The following is an 18,081-nucleotide window of genomic DNA, read 5'->3' as shown; positions in this document are numbered from 1 at the left end:
CGGACGCACACAGATCGGGGCAAGTGGTGACGACCACCCAGCATGACCGCGCCCAGGAGGCCGTGCCGAGGCGGCGCTCCCTCTCCTGGCTCGCCGCCACCATCAGCGTCATCGGTGAACTCCTCATCACCGCGGGCGTGATCCTGGGACTCTTCGTCGCCTACTCCCTGTGGTGGACCAACGTCCTGGCCGACCGCGCCGCCGAACGCGACAGCGACGCCGTGCGGCGCCAGTGGGCCGTCGACCCCGGCCCGGGCAAGCTCGACACCAAGGGCGGCATCGGCTTCCTCCACGTCCCCGCCATGGGCAAGGACTTCGAGGTCCTGGTGAAGAAGGGCACCTCCTCGAAGGTGCTCAACGAGGGCGTCGCCGGCTACTACACCGAGCCCGTCGAGGCGGCCATGCCCTGGGACAAGAAGGGCAACTTCAGCCTCGCCGCCCACCGCGACGGCCACGGCGCGAAGTTCCACAACATCCACAAGATCAAGAACGGTGACCCGGTCGTCTTCGAGGACCGCGACACCTGGTACGTCTACAAGGTCTACGAGATCCTTCCCGAGACCTCGAAGTACAACGTCGACGTCATCGACCAGATCCCCGAGGAGAGCGGCAAGAAGAAGGCCGGCCGCTACCTCACGCTCACCACCTGCACCCCGGTGTACACCTCGCGCGACCGCTACATCGTGTGGGCGGAACTCGTCCGCACCCAGAAGGTGGACGCCCGGCGGACGCCCCCGGCGGAGCTGCGCTGACGCGGGGCCGGCCCGTCCGGGCGGACCGGCGGGAAGCACACGGAGGGGGTCGCGGACACCGGGTCCGCGGCCCCCTCCGCCCTTGCGCGGCACGCTGTGCGGGCTCCAGCTCGGTGGTGCGCCACGGCGCGTCACACGCGCGACGCCAGGCGATGGGTACGGGCGCTGAGACGGCGGCGCTCGGGGGCGCAGGTGGTGCGGCGGGCGGTGGGAGGCGTCGCGGTGGGAGGCCGCCGCGGCCCCGTGAACAGGTCGCCCCCTCGGCGATGGCACGGCGGTCCCATCGGGCGCGGTTCTGTTCCGCCGGCGGCACCAGTCCGCCGGCGGGGCCGGTGCGCGCGGGGCTGCGCGCGTCGGTGAGCAGCAGCGAGGAGGCCCGCTGTCTCGGTGTCGTCGGGCACCAGGCGGTGCAGCATCCGGGTCAGCCGGATCGCTTCGGCGGACCGTTCCGGCGCGGTCAGGCCGGTGCCGTCGCCATCGCCGGTGGTGGCATGTCCCCACGCCGACGCGACGCGAGGCGCCAGCGGTTGTACCGATGTCCCCCGAGGCCGGAGGCCACCGCCGACGGGTGCCGCGCGAGGGCTTCGGCCAGGCCTGGCCCGCCAGGCAGAAAGCCGCGGGGAGGCGGTCACCGTGGTGACCGCCTCCCCGCGTCGTCAGGCGTGGTGAGCGGCTGCGTCAGCCGCCGTTGCCGCCGTTGACGAAGCCCCCGGGGCCTCCGGGGCCTCCGGGACCCGTGTTCGGGTCCGTGGCGAAGATCGTGAGCGTGTCGCCCGGCTTCATCTGGGTGCCCTCCACCGGGTTCTGCATCTGGACGACGGCGTTCGGGGCCTGCGACGAGTTGGGCGCGAACTGCAGCTGCACGCCGAACTCCTGCGCGATGCCGTTGACGTCCGCGACCGTCTTGCCCTTCAGCGGGGGGATCGCGTTGGTGGACGGCGGCTTCGCGATGACCAGGGTGACCGTCTGGCCCGCCTTGACCGTGCTGCCGGCCGTCGGGTCGGTCCTGATGACCGTGCCCGCCATGTGGTCGGCGCTCTCCTCCTCGGTGGTGGTCACGCTCAGACCGTCCGCCTTGAGGATCTCAGTGGCCTCGTCCTTGGACTTGTTGCTGACGTCCTTGATCGTGACCTCTTCGGGCGCCACGGCCACCGTGAGGGTGATCGTCGTGCCCTTGGCCCGCTTCGCGCCGCCCTCGGGGTCCTGCTTGAGGACGGTGCCCTCCTGCTCGTTGGAGGTCTGGGACTGCTTGTCGACCTCGAAGCCCGCGTCCTTCAGCTCGCTCTCGGCCTCGTCGAAGTCGTCGCCGGTGACATCGGGCACCTCGACCTTCTCGGTGCCCTTGGAGAGCTGCAGGGTGACGGTCTGGTCCTTAGGGATGTTGGTGTTGACCTCGGCCGACTGCTTGCAGACGTGGTCCTTGGGCTGGTCGGCGCAGAAGATCGAGTCGCCGAACGCGATGGTGACCCCGCCGTTCGTCGCCCGCTCCTCGGCCTCGGACTTCGTGTCGCCCACGAACTGCGGGACGGAGATGGTGCCGTCACCGGTGTCCTTCGGGGAGAACAGCGCCTTGCCCATGAAGATCGCGCCGATCAGGACCAGGACGGCCGCGACGACCAGCAGGATCGTGGAGGTGTTGTTCTTCTTGGGCTTGCGCCGGCCGCCGCCCTGGGGCTGGTCGTAGCCGAAGCCGCCGTCGTCCTCGCGCATCGGTGGCAGCATCGAGGTGCCGGGGTCCTGCTGGGGCGGCAGGGCGGTGGTGGGCGCGTCGTTGCCGTAGCCGCCGTAACCGCCGCCGTTGTAGCCGACGGAGCCCAGGGCGACCGTGGCGGCCACGGGCTGGCCGTCGAGGCAGGCCTCGATGTCGGCACGCATCTCGTCCGCGGACTGGTAGCGGTAGTTCGGGTCCTTGGTCAGCGCCTTGAGCACGATGGCGTCCATCGCGGGCGAGACCTCGGGGTCGTAGACGCTCGGCGGCTGCGGTTCCTCGCGCACGTGCTGGTACGCGACCGCGACCGGCGAGTCGCCGACGAAGGGGGGCCGCACGGTGAGCAGCTCGTAGAGCAGGCAGCCGGTGGAGTACAGGTCGGAGCGCGCGTCGACGGTCTCGCCCTTGGCCTGCTCCGGGGAGAGGTACTGGGCGGTGCCGATCACGGCCGCGGTCTGCGTCATCGTCATGCCGGAGTCGCCCATGGCGCGGGCGATGCCGAAGTCCATGACCTTGACCTGGCCGTTCCGGGTCAGCATCACGTTCGCGGGCTTGATGTCGCGGTGCACGATGCCGGCGCGGTGGCTGTACTCCAGGGCCTGGAGGATGCCGGTGGTCATCTCCAGGGCCCGCTCGGGCAGCAGCTTGCGGCCGGAGTGGAGCAGCTCGCGCAGCGTGGACCCGTCCACGTACTCCATGACGATGTACGGGATGGAGACCCCGTCGACGTAGTCCTCGCCGGTGTCGTACACCGCGACGATCGACGGGTGGTTCAGCGAGGCGGCCGACTGGGCCTCACGGCGGAACCGGGCCTGGAAGGACGGATCGCGGGCGAGGTCCACCCGGAGCGTCTTCACGGCGACGGTGCGGCCGAGCCGGGTGTCATGGGCGATGTACACCTCGGCCATGCCACCGCGGCCGAGCACCGAGCCCAGCTCGTACCGGCCGCCGAGGCGACGCGGCTCTTCCATAGCGCTTGCCCTTCCTAAACCGTCCGTGTGGCTGCTCGGGCATACCGTACCCGCCGCCGCGTGCCGATCCCGGCCCTGGCCGGTAGCCGATATACGACCGGTATCGCAACGTGCGATTTCGCGCACATTCGTGGGATACGGCGTGACCGGCGTCACTGGTGCAGCACGGCCTCCATGACGCTCTTGGCGATCGGGGCGGCGAAGCCGCCACCGGAGATGTCGCCGCGGTTGGCGCTCGCGTCCTCGACGACGACGGCGACCGCGACCGGGGAGCCCTGGTCGGTCTTCGCGTAGGAGATGAACCAGGCGTAGGGCTTCTCGCTGTTGTCGACACCGTGCTGGGCCGTACCGGTCTTGCCGCCGACGGTGACGCCGGGGATGCGGGCGTTCTTGCCCGTGCCGTCGTTGACGACGGTCTCCATCATCTCCTGCAGCTTCTTGGCGTTCTCGGCGCTGAGCGGCTGCGAGAACTCCTTCGGCTTGGTCTGCTCGACCACGGCGTTGTTGGGGGCGCGCAACTGGTCGACCATGTACGGCTGCATCAGCTTGCCGTCGTTGGCGATCGCCGAGGCCACCATCGCCATCTGCAGCGGGGTCGCGGCGGTCTCGAACTGGCCGATGGACGACAGGGCCGTCTGCGGCTTGTCCATGGTCTTGGAGATGTTGCTCGCCGCGGCGCGGACCGGGGTGAAGATCTCCTGGTTGAAGCCGAACTTCTCGGCCTCCGCGACCATCTTGTCGCGGCCGAGGTCCGCGCCGATCTTGCCGAAGACCGTGTTGCAGGAGTACTGGAGCGCCACGCGCAAGGTGGCGTTCTTGCAGGGGATGTTCCCCTCGTTCTCCAGCGGCGTGGTGGTGAAGGGCAGCATGTAGGGCACCGGCGAGTCGGTCTTCTCGTCGATGCTGTTGTACAGCCCGTCCTCCAGCGCCGCGGCGGCCGTGACGACCTTGAAGGTCGAGCCCGGCGGGTAGGTCTGGCGCAGCGCCCGGTTGAGCATCGGCTCGTCGGGGTCGTTCTCCTTCTGCAGGGCGTTCCAGGCCTTGCTGTCCTTCTGGGAGTTGCCCGCGAAGGAGGAGGGGTCGTACGAGGGCGTGCTGGCCAGCGCCAGGATGGCGCCGGTCCGCGGGTCGATCGCGGCGACCGCGCCCTTCTTGTTGCCCAGGCCCTTGAAGGCGGCGCGCTGCGCCGCGCCGTTGAGCGTCGTGACGACGTCGCCGCCCTGCTTCTGCTTGCCGGAGAGGATGTCGACGGTGCGCTTGAAGAAGAGCCGGTCGTCGTCGCCGGTGAGGATGGAGTCGTAGATGTTCTCGAGCTGGTTCGAGCCGAAGGCCTGGGACGCGTAGCCGGTGACCGGCGCCCACAGCGGGCCGTCCTTGAAGGTGGCCTTGTACTTGAAGTCGCTGCCGTTGGTCTCGGCGTGGCCGGTGATCGCCTTGCCGTCGACGATGATGTCGCCGCGCGGGGTGGCGTACTGGTTGATCGCGACGCGGCGGTTGTGCGGGTCGTTCTTGAGCTCGTCGGCCTGGACGAACTGGATGTAGTTCACCCTGACCAGCAGGGCGAGCACGAGGAGTCCGCAGAAGATGGCGACACGGCGCAGGGGCTTGTTCACTGGGCGCGCACCACCTGGGTCGGCTCGGCATCGGGGGACGGGGCGGGGGCCGGCGCCGGGCGGCGCGCGGTGTCGCTGATTCTCAGCAGGATGGCGACCAGGGCCCAGTTGGCGATCACGGAGGAGCCACCCTGGGCGAGGAACGGCATGGTCATACCGGTGAGCGGGATGAGGCCGGTCACACCGCCGGCCACGACGAACACCTGCAGCGCGAAGGCTCCGGACAGGCCGATGGCCAGCAGCTTGCCGAAGGGGTCGCGGGCGGCCAGCGCGGTGCGCACGCCGCGCTCCACGAGGAGTGCGTAGAGCAGGAGGACGGCCATCAGTCCGGCGAGGCCCAACTCCTCGCCCACGGTGGCGAAGATGTAGTCGCTCTTGGCCGCGAAGCCGATGAGCCGGGAGTAGCCCTGGCCGAGTCCGGAGCCGAAGATGCCGCCGGAGCCGAAGGCCCACATGGCCTGGGCGGGCTGGTTGGCCTGGCCGGTCTCGACGACCGTGCGGAAGGGGTCGAGCCAGTCCTCGACGCGGCTGTGGACGTGGGGTTCGAAGCTGCCCACCACCACGGCGCCGCCGACCGACAGCAGCAGGCCGAAGACGATCCAGCTGGTGCGTTCGGTGGCGACGTAGAGCATGATCACGAAGAGGCCGAAGAAGAGCAGCGAGGTGCCCAGGTCGGTCTCGAAGACCAGGATCAGGATGCTGAGGGCCCAGATCACCAGAATCGGACCGAGGTCACGGCCGCGGGGCAGGTACATCCCCATGAAGCGGCGGCTGGCGAGCGCGAGCGCGTCCCGCTTGACCATGAGGTAGCCCGCGAAGAAGACCGCGATGATGATCTTCACGAACTCGCCGGGCTGGATGGACATGCCGGCGATGGTGATCCAGATCCGGGCGCCGTAGACCGGTGGGAAGAACACCGGGAGGATCAGCAGGACCAGCGCCACGACCATCGAGATATAGGTGTAGCGCTGCAGGATGCGGTGGTCCTTGAGGAAGACCAGCACGCCGAGGAAAAGCGCGACACCCAGCGTCGACCACACGAGCTGGGTCGGCGCCGAGGAACCGCCGGGGAGTGTGGGTTCCTGATCGAGGCGCCAGATGAACACCAGGCCCATGCCGTTCAGCAGGGTGGCGATCGGCAGCATCAGCGGGTCCGCGTACCGCGCGAACTTGCGGACGACCAGGTGGGCCACCAGCGCGATGGCGCCGAGGCCGAGGCCGTAGGCGAGCATCCCGGCGGGCAGCGAGCCGTTCTTCGCCAGCCCGACGTTCGCGTACGCGAAGACCGGGATCGCTACGGCGAAGGCGAGGAGCGCGAGCTCCGTGTTGCGGCGGCTCGGTGCGCCGACCGACGTGATGGTCGTGGTGTTGGTGACAACGCTCATGCTGGACTGAAGGCCCTCCTGCTCACTGCTTAGCTGCCGGTCGGGCACTGTTCGGCCAGCGCCTGGTCCTCGTCGGAGAGGGTGGGACCGGTCGACGGGCTGGTGGAGGGGCTCGTGTCGGGCTTGGCGGACTCGGACGCGTCCGGGGACGGGCTGCCCGCGGTCTTGCCGACGGCGGTGTCGGCGCCCTGCTGCTCGTCCTTCTTGGCCTTGTCCGCGGCCGCGGCGGCGGACTTGGCGATGGCTTCCTTGGTCTGGCAGACCTCGGCCTGGTGCTCGAGCTCGTCCGCGGTCCTGCGCGCGTCGCTGAGGCCGCTGGTGGCGATCGTCGCCGTCACGTACTTGCGCTGGTTCTGCGGCAGGTACTTGAGTTCGATACCGGGGCGGTCCTCGTGGACCTTCGACAGGTCGATCCAGGCCAGTTTCTGCTCGATGCCCTGGTAGATCGCCGCGTGGTCGCCCTTGACGCCCACGTAGTACTGCGTCTGCGTCCAGCGGTACGCGCCGTACACGCCGCCGCCGACGACCCCGAGGACGACCAGCAGGAGCAGAGAGCGCTTGAGCCAGCGGCCGCTCTTGCCGGGCTTGTCCGGCTGCGCGTCCTCGAACGCGTCGAAGTCGCCCGCGGGCGCCCCCGCCTGCGGGTCACCGCTGCCCGGCGGGCCGAATGAGCCCTCGGCAGAGGGGTTGCGGCCGAGCTCGGAGGCCCGGCCGGCCGGGGTCTGCAGGTGCCGCGGGTCGGACAGCGGCAAGTGGTGCCGGCTGTCGGCGACGGCGCCCACGACGACGGGCGTGTCGTGCAGCTGCGCGGCCAGGGTGTCGCCGGCGTCGATGTCCAGGACGTCGGCGACGATGCAGGTGATGTTGTCGGGGCCGCCGCCGCGCAGGGCGAGCTGGATCAGTTCCTGCACGGTCTGGGCGGGTGCCTGGTACCCGGCGAGGGTGTCCTCGAGGGTCTGGTGGCTGACGACGCCGGACAGGCCGTCGGAGCAGATCAGGTAGCGGTCGCCGGCCCGGACCTCGCGGACCGACAGGTCGGGCTCGACCTGGCCGCGGCCGTCCAGGGCGCGCATCAGCAGCGAACGCTGCGGGTGCGTGCCGGCCTCCTCCTCGGTGATCCGGCCCTCGTCGACGAGCCGCTGCACCCAGGTGTGGTCCTGGGTGATCTGGGTCAGCACACCGTCGCGGAGCAGGTACGCCCGGGAGTCGCCGACGTGCACCAGACCGAGCCGCTGGCCGGTCCAGAGCAGGGCGGTGAGCGTGGTGCCCATGCCCTCCAGCTGCGGGTCCTCCTCGACCATGACGCGCAGCTGGTCGTTGGCGCGCTGCACGGCGGTGGCGAGGGAGGTGAGGATGTCCGAGCCGGGGATGTCGTCGTCGAGGGGGACGAGGGTGGAGATCACCTCGGACGAGGCGACCTCACCGGCGGCCTGGCCGCCCATGCCGTCGGCGATGGCGAGCAGTCGCGGACCGGCGTAGCCGGAGTCCTCGTTGCCCTCCCGGATCATTCCCTTGTGCGAGCCGGCGGCGAAGCGCAGCGACAGAGTCATGCGCACCTCGCCCGTCGGCTCCGGGTACATCCGCACGCTGCCCACCCTCTCGCTCGCGCTCGCTGGCTGTGCTCGCCCATTGTGCGACTACTTCCGCAACTCGATGACGGTCTTGCCGATGCGGATCGGCGCACCGAGCGGGATCGGGGTCGGCGTCGTGAGCCGGTTCCGGTCCAGGTACGTGCCGTTGGTGGATCCCAGGTCCTCGACGATCCAGTTGCCGTCGCGGTCCGGGTAGATCCTGGCATGGCGGCTGGACGCGTAGTCGTCGTCGAGCACGATCGTGGAGTCGTGCGCCCGGCCCAAGGTGATCGTCTGGCCCTGGAGCGCCACCGTGGTTCCCGCGAGCGAGCCCTCGGAGACCACCAGTTTGGTGGGGGCTCCGCGCCGGGCCCGGCTGTTGTTCTGCTGCTGACGGCCCTGCCCGGCCGGCGCCTGCTGGCGCTGCTGCGGGGGACGCGTCTGGGCCTCGCGGCGCCCGGCCGTGCGCTGGGTCACCCGCGTCCCGAACAGGTCGCTGCGGATGACCTGCACGGCCACGATGACGAACAGCCACAGTACGGCGAGGAAACCCAACCGCATGACCGTCAGGGTCAGCTCTGACATTGCCCCCGCTTCACCCTTCGGCTTGCCGGTACACGATGGTGGTACTGCCCACGACGATCCGTGAACCGTCGCGGAGCGTAGCGCGTTGGGTGTGCTGTCCGTCCACCACGATGCCGTTCGTCGACCCGAGGTCGACGATCGTCGAGGGCGAGCCCGCCCTGATCTCGCAGTGGCGGCGGGACACACCGGGGTCGTCGACCCGGACGTCGGCCTCGGTGCTGCGGCCGAGCACCAGGGTCGGACGGGAGATCTGGTGGCGCGTGCCGTTGATCTCGATCCAGCGGCGCACATGCGTGCCGGCGCCGCCGGCGACCGTGGGGCCGCCTCCCGGGAGCCGGGTGACGGGCGCGGCGCCCGGCGGCGGACCGGCCGGCATCGGCGGCGGGCTCGCGGGGCGCTGCGGGGCCTGCGGCGGGTAGCCGTAGCCGCCGCGGCCGGCGGGGGGCTGCTGCTGGTACGGCTGTTGGTACTGCTGCTGCGGCTGCTGCGACTCGCTGGAGGCGAGGGTGCGGCTGCGCACCCGGTACAGGCCCGTGTCGAGGTCGTCCGCCTTCTCCAGGTGCACCTTGATGGTGCCCATGAAGGTGTAGCGCTGCTGCTTGGCGTAGTCCCGCACCATGCCGGCGAGCTCCTCGCCGAGCTGGAGCGCGTACGGGCTCAGGCGCTCGTAGTCGGAGGTGCTGAGTTCGACGATGAAGTCGTTGGGGACCACGGTGCGGTCCCGGTTCCAGATCGTCGCGTTGTTGTCGCACTCACGCTGCAGTGCGCCCGCGATCTCCACGGGCTGGACCTCGGACTTGAACACCTTGGCGAAGGTGCCGTTCACGAAGCCCTCGAGACGCTGCTCGAACTTCTTGAGTACTCCCACGGTGCACCTCCCTCCTCGAGGTCCTGCGGTCGCGCACGGCGGTCTGCCGTGATCTTCCGGTCCGATCCTTCCGGTACTGCTTACTGATCGTATCCACGCGCCGGGAAAACCGCTGGTTCCCCGGTTGGTCCCACTGGACCGGTGTCAACAGTGCCACGGTCCGGGGCCGCTCTTCACAGGGATGGTAGAGGCGGCCCCTGCCAGTGTCCCGCAACAGAGGACGGTTGCCCTCGCTCGGGGGTGCCGGGAAACGGATGTGATTCCACCCTGAGCAGCGTGCTAGTGTTCTCGATGTCGGAAGGGGATGACGCACCGGACGGGGAGAACCCCAGGGTGTGGCGGACCACAGAAGACAGCACCCATGCGCGGGTGGCGGAATAGGCAGACGCGCTGGATTCAGGTTCCAGTGCCCGAAAGGGCGTGGGGGTTCAACTCCCCCCTCGCGCACAGCGGAGAAGGGCCTCCGGTCGTGACAAGAATCACGACCGGGGGCCCTTTTCCATGTCCTGGGTCGATGTCCCGGGTCGACGTCCCGGGACGATGTGCCGCGCCGGTCAGGAGGCGGGCCGGCCGAGCCCCGGCGACCGGGCGGCACTTCGCGTGCTGGAGCCCCCTCCCCGGCCGTTCCCGACCGGGGAGGGGGCTCTCGCGCGGGAACGCCGTTCCTTGGTGAGGCGGATCACATGTGCGGCGGGCCCCGGGGCCTCGCCGTCTCAGGACACGACGCGCAGATGGGTCGGCCAGCCGATGCGATCGAGGAGCCGGAACATCTCCTTGATGTCGGCCGGCCGCAGCTTCACGCAGCCCCAGGACGCGTAGTCGCCGACACCGTCCCAACGGCGGTTCTCTCTGCCGCCCGGGCTGCCGTCGCGGTTCATCTCGGAGTGGATGAACATCTCCGTGCGCTTCGCGGTGCCCTTGGAGCACCGCATGTCCTCGAGGTAGACGGCGTAGCCCTTGATGAGCCTGCCGTTGTAGGCCCGGGACTTGAGCTTGATCCTCCAGTTGCCGTTGGGGATCCAGCCCCTCGTGAGCGCGCAGTCGTCCTTGCTGCCGGTGCCCGATCCGGCCCGGTAGCGGGCCATGAGCCGCGTGCCCTGGTACACGGAGAGACGGGAGTCGGCGGGGTTCTTCTGGTTCTTGTCGTAGACCAGGGCGGTCGCCGTGGTCGCTGTGACTGCCGTGGCCGCCGATGGCGCCGTGCCGTGCTCCTGCGCGGCGAGTGCCGGTGCCAGGTTCAGGGTCAGGGCGGCCGCCGCGGCTCCGGCGATCAGGGCGGCGCGCAGGTGACGTCCGTTGCTGTTCATGTCTTCCCTCGTTCTCGCGTGCGGCTCCACGGCGCCTGGGGGCTCCGGCCGCGGAGATGCGGTGTCCGTTGTGCTCGCGGGCGCCCCCACCGCCGTGGCTGGGTGCGAGCGCGTCCGCGGGCCGGGGCGGACGGGCGCTGCCGCCCGCCCCGGCCCGCGGTCAGGCGACGGCCAGGCGGACCTGGGCGGACCGGGTGCCGGCGAAGGTGAAGGAGAACTGCTCGCGGACCCCGGAGGAGCATGCGGACTTTGTCTTGTAGTCGCCGTTGCCGGCGTTGATGCGGACCACGGCGCACTTGCCGTCCGTACGCGTGTCCTGGAGCCAGCCCTGCACCGTGACGTTGTTGCCGGAGCAGCGCAGCTTCCACTCGGCCGTGGCGCCGTCGATCAACGGAGCCGCTTCGGACGGGCAGGTGGCCGCGCTCGCCGGGCCGGCGGTGGCGACGGCCAGGCCACTGGCGAGGACGGCGGCCGAGGCGACGGACGTGATGATCTTGTGGATAGCGGACATGAGTGCCCCCTTCGGGCAGCGTGCTGACAGGAAGCGGACCGGAGGAGACGGGGACGTCTCCGCCCCGGCGCCGGGGCGGAGACGTCCGGGAGTGCCGGCCGCGGAACCAGCATCGCCGCCACGACAGGGTGGGCGGACGCGATTCCGGTCGCTTGCCGAGGCACATCGATGCACCCTGTATGCCGGGCCTCTGAGCTGCTGTTATGTGCCGGCGCGCAGAGGAGGCGCGCCAGCGGGACGCCATGCGGGGAGCGGGAAGGCTGTGCTGGTCACCCGGAAGCCGGGGGCGGCGGGCTCGGGATCTGCTGGTACGCGGGTGTGTCGACGGGTCGGCGCTGCTTCACCAGCAGCACCAGCCAGGTGCTCTCGTCGACCCGACCGGTGCCCGGCAAGCCGTGCGTGCGCTGGAAGTAGCTCACGTCCGCGGCGGTCGCCGCGGTGAACCGCCCCGTCACGGGGGTGCCGCCCTGCCCCACGTTGTTCAGGAGTTCCTGCGCGGCCCGCACCGCGGAGGCGTCGGAACCGGGGCCGACCTGCCCTTTGACCAGTGCCGGCCAGGTGAGATCGCCGACCTTGCCGTCGGCCGGCAGTTCCTCGCGTCTCTGGAAGTCCATGACGGCGTCGCGGGTGTCCTCCCTGAAGAAGCCGTCCGGGCGCACTTCGTAGCCGTGCGCGTTCAGCAGGTACTGCAGCGCGCGGGCTCGGGTGAACTGATCGCCCTCGCGCAGGTACAGCAGGGGCCACCGGTACCGGGCCTTGTTCACGGAGCCGGCCGCGGCCGCCCCGTCGGCCGTGGCCGCGGTGCCCCGGCCCGAGAGCCGTTCGTGGAAGACCGCTCCGGCGCTGAACGTCACGACCACGGCCGCTGCGACCAGGACCGGCCGCAACCACCGGGCACGGCGCAGGCCGACGGCGCCCCGCCCGGCGGCCTCGTGCGTCCCCGGGACGAGGTCGTCGACTCCGGGGGCCGCGTCCGATCCGCCCGCGTCGTCGGTCGGTGCGGTGTGCTCCTCGCCGTTGTCAGCGCCCCGTGGGCGGGCGTTCTCCCGCAGCGCGGTCCGGCACAGCGTCCGAGCCTGTTCGAGTTCCGCCGCCGGGGCGCTCAACTGGGCGTGCAGGGCCTCCACCACCCGCAAGGGAGCGGTCGACAGGTGTTTGGGGTTCAGGTAGCGCGAGAGCGTCGTCTGGTCGACCCCCAGCCGTGCGGCCAGTGCCTGCTGCGTCGGCCGGGTGCCGCCGTTCGGGCTCCCCGCCTCCTCCCACCAGCGGCGCAGCAGCCTGGCCAGCCGCACACCCGCGTTCTGCTGGTTCTGGTCGCACCGCTCCTGCGCCATAGAGGTTTCTCTCCCCGTCGTCGTGCGGAAAATGGGGCCTTCCACATCGCGTGCATGGCGACATAGCAGCAGGTCAGGTGCGTGCATGAGGGCAGCATCGATGCGTCGGCCCCGGGGGCGGAGAGCGTAGCGATGTCTCCGGGGGTCCGGTACCGCCGCCTTCGGACCGTCTGCGGCCTCACACCAGGCTCTGGCGATCCCCCGGCCTTGCGGCTGAGCCGCGGTCACCCGCGGCGGGAGCGAACGGACCGCCGGCGGCGCCGAGCCGCAGTCACCCGGACGAGTGCGTGGACGGCAGGGGCAGATGTGGCCCACTCACCCGTGGGAGGGCGGGAACGGCCCCGCCCGGCCTCGCCCCGACCCTGTTGCGGCGCCCCGTTCCCCCGCGCCCGCGCATCGGAGGCGGTGTCACCAGCCGACGTGCCGGGCGTCGTAGCCGCCCACCGGGGGTTCGCCGCCGGCCTCGGCGAAGGCCTGGAGTGCCTGGATGAGGTGGCGGCGCTGCCCCGCGGGCATGGCGGCGACGATGCGGGCGATCTCGGACCGGCGGCGCTCCATGACGTCGTTCACGGTGCGCCGCCCGGCCGCCGTCAGCGAGATGACCGTTGTGCGGCGGTCGCTGGGGGAGGCGTCGCGCGCGACCATGCCGATCGTCACGAGGCGGTCCAGCATGCGCAGCGCGGTGGAGGGCTGGACGCCGAGTTCCGCGGCGAGCTGCGAGAGGTTCAGCGGCCCGTGGGCCTCGAGGGCGACCAGCATGCGCAGTTGGGGAAGGGTCAGTGCCTCCTCCACCGCCGCCAGCGAGCGGGCGGAGACCGCGACGAGGAGCCGGGACGCGGTCAGCAGGGCGGCCACCATCTCCTCGGCGGTGCTCACGGGGTCGTCGGTGCCGCAGGAACTGTCGGAAGGAGCGCGCGAGCCGGTGGCCATGGGTCCTTTCTACCGCCCCGCGGCCGCCGTGCGGTCCTGTACGGCACTCAGGTGAACGGACGCGGCGCCGGGAACCCGCGGGCCGGGGCAGGCGTTGGACGATTGGGCAAAGGAATCGTCAAGGGGCGCGGCCCGCGCCGGAATGAGCAGGGAGATCCCATGGGTGTCAGCCTCTCCAAGGGCGGCAATGTCTCGCTGACGAAGGAGGCCCCGGGACTGACCGCGGTCACCGTCGGTCTGGGCTGGGACGTCCGTACGACCACCGGCACCGACTTCGACCTCGACGCGAGCGCGCTGCTGGTCAACGCCGACAACAAGGTCGTCTCGGACAAGCACTTCGTGTTCTTCAACAACCTGAAGAGCCCGGAGGGGGCGGTGGAGCACACCGGCGACAACCTCACCGGCGAGGGCGAGGGGGACGACGAGCAGGTCAAGGTGAACCTGGCCACCGTGCCGCCCGAGGTCGAGAAGATCGTCTTCCCGGTGTCGATCTACGACGCCGAGAGCCGCCAGCAGTCGTTCGGCCAGGTGCGCAACGCCTTCATCCGCGTGATGAACCAGGCCGACAACAACGAGCTCGCCCGCTACGACCTGTCCGAGGACGCCTCGACGGAGACGGCGATGGTCTTCGGCGAGCTGTACCGCAACGGCGCCGAGTGGAAGTTCCGCGCCGTCGGCCAGGGCTACGCCTCGGGCCTGCGCGGCATCGCGCAGGACTTCGGCGTCAACCTGTGAGGTAGCCGTACGCCCGGTGTACGGGCGGATACGACGCGGGGGCCGCGTGGCGCACGCCACGCGGCCCCTTTGTGCTTCCGGGCGGGGTGGCTCGCGGGGGCGGGCCGGCGATGCGCACCGCGGGCCTCGATCAGGCGGCGCCGGTGAGGTAGGTCCACGTCTCAGCATGACGGAACCCGAGCGATTCGTAGAGCGGTCGCGACATCGGAGTGTTCTGGGTGAAGGCATGGCGGGCTCCGGAGGCCACCGCGTGCCTCAGTCTCGCGGCGACGAGAGCGCGGTAGTAGCCGTTGCGCCGATGCGGCGGCGGGACCGAACCGTTGTACAGCCCCACCTGGTCACCAGCCACGACGTTGAAGCCGGTGGCGACGGCCTCGCCGTTGAGCTCCAGTATGAACGCCGTCATGTCGGGGGCGTCCAGCAGAGCAGGCAGGGCGAAGATATCCGCTATTTCCTTCGGCATGTCGAACCCGCTCGCAAGAGCGGAGGCGTAGACCTCGTACTCGTTTCCCGGGACCTCACGCACCGTAGCGCCGTGTGGGAGGGACGTGGGAAGCGACGGCAGCAGGTCCGCGTCCCACACGAGCAGGGGGATCGTGCTGGATGAAGTCCTGCCGTAGCGGGCAGCCAGCTCGAGTAGTGCGGGATCGGCATCTCCGCGCAGCTGGATGCTCCACGGGACATCCTTTGTGGAAAGCTCCTTGGCGAAGGCATCCACCTCCTCCAGATCCGGTTCCGTTCCTACGGAGACCACGTTGAGGCTGGGCATGGGCAGACCTGTGAACACCAGCCTCGTGCCGGTGGCGCTCTGCCGGTGGTACATACCGGGGACGAGATCCACGAGCTGGGTCGTCGCCTGGTAGAACCCGTTCACCGCGGCGTCAGTAGCAGCGGAGTCGATCAAATGTGCCATAAGCCGCAGGCTACATGTAGAGAGCACGAGATCCGGGGCCGCTTGCCGTGCACTATCACAACGTCGACGAAGCGGCTCGGACGCCGGATTCACCGTCACGACTGGCCTCCGCTCACAAGCCGGTCGCGACGCTCTGGGAGATGTGGTGACGGCATCCGGGCCATGTCGGCGCCTCGAACCGCACTGGCGTCCGACGCCGGCGAGGTCGAGGGGCACTCCTGCCCCGCTGTCACGAGCCGTCAGGCTCCCCGCTGACTCGCGTTCCGGAGCAGTCGCCGGCACCTACCCACACCGGCTGCTTCGCGAAGGTGCGGTTCGAGGCCGCACTACCGGCAAGAAACCGGCGGGGACCGTCTCCGGGCGAGGTCAGACGGGCAGCGGCAGCTCGAACCAGACGACCTTGCCGACCGCCTTGCGGCTGGTGCCCCAGCGCCGGGAGAGGTTGCTGACCAGGGCCAGGCCCCGGCCCTTCTCGTCATCGGCGTCCGCGCGGCGCAGCTGAGGCAGGTTGTGGTCGTCGTCGCTGACCTCGACCAGCAGCTTGCCGACGCGCATCAGCCGCAGCGACACCTCGTGCGAGGCGACCCGCAGCGCGTTCGTCACCAGCTCGCTGACCAGCAGCTCGGCCAGGTCGCTGAGCGCCTGGAGGCCCCACAGCGCCAGCTGCTCGCGGGTGAGCGCCCGCGCCCGCCGGACCTCGGAGCCGTCCATCGCCAGCCGCCACTCCACGACGTCCTCGGGCGGGATGCCCTGGAAGTTGGCGACCAGCAGCGCCACGTCATCGCGGCGGTCGTCGGAGTGGACACGGTTGAGGATCTGTTCGCACACGTCCTCGGGGGTCTGCTGCGGCTCGATGACGTTGGAGCACAGCGCCGCCAGACCGGCGTCTATCCCCTGGCCGCGCACCTCCACCAGGCCGTCGGTGCACAGCACCAGCCAGCTGCCGTCCGGCACGGGGACCTCGACCGTCTCGAAGGGGACGCCGCCGACCCCGATCGGGGCGCCCTCGGGGATCTGCAGCAGCTCGCTGCGGCCGTCGTGGCGGGCCAGCACGGGAGGGATGTGGCCGGCGTTGGCGAGGGTCAGGGTGCGGTGGATCGGGTCGTAGACCGCGTACACGCACGTCGCCAGGTGCTCGGCGCCGAGGCGGTGGGCGAGGTTGTCCAGGTGCCGCAGCAGCTGCGCGGGCGGCAGGTCCAGGGCGGCCATCGTGATCACGGACGTCCGGAACTGGCCCATCACGGCCGCCGACAGCAGGCCGTGGCCCATGACGTCGCCGACGATCAGCGCCACGCGCCCGCCGGGCAGCTGGATGGCGTCGAACCAGTCGCCGCCGACCTGGGCCTGGCGGTCACCGGGCATGTAGTGGTGGGCGATCCGCACACCGGGGATGCGGGGCGGGCTGGTCGGCATCATGCTGCGCTGCAGGGTCGCCGCGGCGCGCGACTCCAGCCGGTGCAGCCGGGCGTTGTCCAGGTGCACGGCACCCCGGGCGGCGACCTCGGCGGCGGTCGCGGCGTCCTTGGCGTCGAAGGGACGGCGGCCGGGGTGGCGCAGGAAGCACATCCGGCCCAGCACCGTGCCGCGCGCGGTGAGCGGCACGACGATCAGCGAGCGCTCGGGGAGCAGCGGTCCGAGCCCCGGCACGCCCAGGTCGAGCGCGACGTCGTGGGCGAGCGCGGCGTCGATCACCGGTACGAGCAGCGGCTCGCCCAGCCGCGGGGTGGAGTCGGCGGGCAGCGGGATCAGCTCGCCCTCCGGCAGGGCGGCCGCCCACGGGCCGGGGGTGGTGTCGGTGTGGGCCACGGCGACCCGGCGGGCGACGACCGTGTCCCCGTACAGGTCCTCCTTCGGCGGCTCGGCGTCGGAGAACAGCTGGTCGACGACGAGGACGGCGGCGAAGTCGGCGAAGCGCGGCACGGTGACGGCGCACAGCTCGCGGGCGGTCGCCCCCAGGTCGAGGGTGGTGCCCACCTTGGCCCCGGTCTCCCGCAGCAGGGCCAGTTGCTCGTCCAGCAGGTTGCCCGGGGCGAGCGAGGGACCGGAAGCGGCGGCGGGTGCGGGCTCCGGCGCCGTGGTGTCGGCGCGCGGACCGGGCAGCAGCTCCGGGTGCGGGGCGGTCCGGGGAGGCCGGCCGGCCCGGGCGGAGCGGCCGGCGGCGGGGCGTGCGGGAGGCGGGCCCACGGTCGTGCCGTACTCCTCGGGGAGCACGGGGAGCAGTAAGGAGCCGTCGATCTCCACCGCCGGGTAGCCCAGCGACACGATCTGGCGGACGATCCGGTCCAGCCGCCCCGGGCTGACCCGGGGCAGCACCGAGCCCAGCCGGGCCCCCAGGTGCCCGGCGTGCGCGGGGTCGGCGGCCGGGGCGAGGCGCGGGGCGACGCTGACGGCGCCGCGGGCGGTGGTGCCGTCGGCGGAGTAGGGCAGCAGGCGGTCGCCGAGCGCGAGCCGCGGCCCGTTGTCGCGCAGCGGACGGGCGTCGGCGGCGATCACCAGCAGGCTCGGGCCGGCCGGCTCCGTGATGCGGTAGGCCCACCACAGGACGTCCTTGAGACCGCCGTCGCGGTCCGCCGTGGGCAGCGCGCCGGCCCAGGCGGACCGGGTGAGGCCGGCCAGCACCTCCAGGGCGTCCCGCTCGCCGGGGCGCCGGCCCGCGGTGTGCGGCAGCAGTCCGGCCGCGGGGCGGCCGAACACGCCCTCCCAGCGGTGGCCGAAGAGCTCCTCGGCACCGCGGTTCCAGTACGAGACGTCGCCGTCGGGGCCGACGCAGAGCACGGCGAGGCGCACGAGCGCGGAGACGCCGGTGGCCGCGTACGGGGCCGTGGTCGTGGGAATCCTGGTCATCTCGTCCAACGTCGGGCACCTGAGGTTCGGCTGTGGTTGACGCGGAAGAACTGA

15 protein-coding genes and 1 tRNA gene are annotated in these 18,081 nt (G+C 71.1%); 3 read left to right on the top strand and 13 right to left on the bottom strand.

All coding sequences use genetic code 11. The annotated features are described in order from the left end of the window. Nucleotides 1-23: 23 nt before the first annotated feature. Nucleotides 24-752 carry a class E sortase gene (locus AC3ET4_RS02730; RefSeq protein WP_431945430.1) on the top strand — a complete coding sequence of 243 codons (729 nt, stop codon included), beginning with the start codon at nt 24-26 and terminating at the stop codon, nt 750-752. On the opposite strand, the gene AC3ET4_RS02725 is transcribed toward AC3ET4_RS02730, so the two are convergent. The 7 genes from AC3ET4_RS02725 to AC3ET4_RS02695 form a co-directional block, all read right to left on the bottom strand. Further along, a complete protein-coding gene (locus AC3ET4_RS02725) occupies nt 640-1,065 on the bottom strand; it encodes a hypothetical protein (RefSeq protein WP_431945428.1) in 426 nt (141 codons plus the stop codon). The two genes, AC3ET4_RS02730 and AC3ET4_RS02725, sit on opposite strands and share 113 nt — an antisense overlap. A gap of 365 nt (nt 1,066-1,430) precedes the next feature. After that, entirely contained in the window at nt 1,431-3,431 is a 2,001-nt protein-coding gene (gene pknB, locus AC3ET4_RS02720; protein ID WP_431945426.1) for a Stk1 family PASTA domain-containing Ser/Thr kinase, read from the bottom strand. A 152-nt stretch (nt 3,432-3,583) separates the two neighbouring features. Beyond that, a complete protein-coding gene (locus AC3ET4_RS02715; RefSeq protein ID WP_431945424.1) occupies nt 3,584-5,044 on the bottom strand; it encodes a peptidoglycan D,D-transpeptidase FtsI family protein in 1,461 nt (486 codons plus the stop codon). Then, nucleotides 5,041-6,429 (bottom strand): FtsW/RodA/SpoVE family cell cycle protein, encoded by a 1,389-nt coding sequence (locus tag AC3ET4_RS02710; protein WP_431945422.1) that lies wholly within the window; start codon nt 6,427-6,429, stop codon nt 5,041-5,043. The genes AC3ET4_RS02715 and AC3ET4_RS02710 overlap by 4 nt, the downstream gene beginning before the upstream one ends. A gap of 29 nt (nt 6,430-6,458) precedes the next feature. After that, complete coding sequence (locus AC3ET4_RS02705) at nt 6,459-8,009, bottom strand: PP2C family protein-serine/threonine phosphatase (RefSeq protein WP_431945507.1); 1,551 nt, start codon at nt 8,007-8,009, stop codon at nt 6,459-6,461. A gap of 57 nt (nt 8,010-8,066) precedes the next feature. After that, a complete protein-coding gene (locus tag AC3ET4_RS02700; RefSeq protein WP_431945420.1) occupies nt 8,067-8,585 on the bottom strand; it encodes an FHA domain-containing protein FhaB/FipA in 519 nt (172 codons plus the stop codon). A gap of 10 nt (nt 8,586-8,595) precedes the next feature. After that, nucleotides 8,596-9,453, bottom strand: coding sequence for an FHA domain-containing protein (locus AC3ET4_RS02695; RefSeq protein WP_431945418.1), 858 nt, complete (start codon nt 9,451-9,453; stop codon nt 8,596-8,598). A 363-nt stretch (nt 9,454-9,816) separates the two neighbouring features. Between AC3ET4_RS02695 and AC3ET4_RS02690 the strand changes: the two genes are divergently transcribed. Beyond that, nucleotides 9,817-9,900: transfer RNA gene (locus AC3ET4_RS02690), tRNA-Leu, on the top strand. A gap of 266 nt (nt 9,901-10,166) precedes the next feature. Here AC3ET4_RS02690 and AC3ET4_RS02685 read toward each other — a convergent pair. The 4 genes from AC3ET4_RS02685 to AC3ET4_RS02670 all read right to left on the bottom strand — a co-directional run bounded on the left by AC3ET4_RS02685 (nt 10,167) and on the right by AC3ET4_RS02670 (nt 13,535). Further along, a complete protein-coding gene (locus tag AC3ET4_RS02685; RefSeq protein ID WP_431945416.1) occupies nt 10,167-10,760 on the bottom strand; it encodes a L,D-transpeptidase family protein in 594 nt (197 codons plus the stop codon). A gap of 160 nt (nt 10,761-10,920) precedes the next feature. Next, nucleotides 10,921-11,271, bottom strand: coding sequence for a hypothetical protein (locus tag AC3ET4_RS02680; RefSeq protein WP_431945414.1), 351 nt, complete (start codon nt 11,269-11,271; stop codon nt 10,921-10,923). 269 nt (nt 11,272-11,540) lie between these two features. Continuing rightward, entirely contained in the window at nt 11,541-12,605 is a 1,065-nt protein-coding gene (locus tag AC3ET4_RS02675; protein WP_431945412.1) for a peptidoglycan-binding protein, read from the bottom strand. Between the two features lie 408 nt (nt 12,606-13,013). Beyond that, entirely contained in the window at nt 13,014-13,535 is a 522-nt protein-coding gene (locus tag AC3ET4_RS02670) for a MarR family winged helix-turn-helix transcriptional regulator (RefSeq protein WP_431945410.1), read from the bottom strand. Nucleotides 13,536-13,694: 159 nt separating this feature from the next. Here AC3ET4_RS02670 and AC3ET4_RS02665 point away from each other — a divergent pair, with 159 nt between their 5' ends. Continuing rightward, nucleotides 13,695-14,270 (top strand): TerD family protein, encoded by a 576-nt coding sequence (locus tag AC3ET4_RS02665; protein WP_431945408.1) that lies wholly within the window; start codon nt 13,695-13,697, stop codon nt 14,268-14,270. Between the two features lie 130 nt (nt 14,271-14,400). Here AC3ET4_RS02665 and AC3ET4_RS02660 read toward each other — a convergent pair whose 3' ends face one another. Both AC3ET4_RS02660 and AC3ET4_RS02655 read right to left on the bottom strand, forming a co-directional pair. After that, nucleotides 14,401-15,183, bottom strand: a complete 783-nt coding sequence (locus AC3ET4_RS02660; protein ID WP_431945406.1) for a GNAT family N-acetyltransferase — start codon at nt 15,181-15,183, stop codon at nt 14,401-14,403. Nucleotides 15,184-15,549: 366 nt separating this feature from the next. Then, a complete protein-coding gene (locus AC3ET4_RS02655) occupies nt 15,550-18,027 on the bottom strand; it encodes an ATP-binding SpoIIE family protein phosphatase (protein WP_431945404.1) in 2,478 nt (825 codons plus the stop codon). Nucleotides 18,028-18,081 lie beyond the last annotated feature (54 nt).

Source organism: Actinacidiphila sp. bgisy167 (assembly GCF_057707665.1).
This window is presented reverse-complemented; position numbering and strand designations above follow the sequence as displayed.

Coding starts and splice junctions, on each gene's coding strand:
- AC3ET4_RS02675 (WP_431945412.1), bottom strand. CDS start 12,605: ATGGCGCAGGAGCGGTGCGACCAGAACCAGCAGAACGCGGGTGTGCGG.
- pknB (WP_431945426.1), bottom strand. CDS start 3,431: ATGGAAGAGCCGCGTCGCCTCGGCGGCCGGTACGAGCTGGGCTCGGTG.
- AC3ET4_RS02700 (WP_431945420.1), bottom strand. CDS start 8,585: ATGTCAGAGCTGACCCTGACGGTCATGCGGTTGGGTTTCCTCGCCGTA.
- AC3ET4_RS02670 (WP_431945410.1), bottom strand. CDS start 13,535: ATGGCCACCGGCTCGCGCGCTCCTTCCGACAGTTCCTGCGGCACCGAC.
- AC3ET4_RS02680 (WP_431945414.1), bottom strand. CDS start 11,271: ATGTCCGCTATCCACAAGATCATCACGTCCGTCGCCTCGGCCGCCGTC.
- AC3ET4_RS02660 (WP_431945406.1), bottom strand. CDS start 15,183: ATGGCACATTTGATCGACTCCGCTGCTACTGACGCCGCGGTGAACGGG.
- AC3ET4_RS02665 (WP_431945408.1), top strand. CDS start 13,695: ATGGGTGTCAGCCTCTCCAAGGGCGGCAATGTCTCGCTGACGAAGGAG.
- AC3ET4_RS02710 (WP_431945422.1), bottom strand. CDS start 6,429: ATGAGCGTTGTCACCAACACCACGACCATCACGTCGGTCGGCGCACCG.
- AC3ET4_RS02685 (WP_431945416.1), bottom strand. CDS start 10,760: ATGAACAGCAACGGACGTCACCTGCGCGCCGCCCTGATCGCCGGAGCC.
- AC3ET4_RS02655 (WP_431945404.1), bottom strand. CDS start 18,027: ATGACCAGGATTCCCACGACCACGGCCCCGTACGCGGCCACCGGCGTC.
- AC3ET4_RS02705 (WP_431945507.1), bottom strand. CDS start 8,009: ATGTACCCGGAGCCGACGGGCGAGGTGCGCATGACTCTGTCGCTGCGC.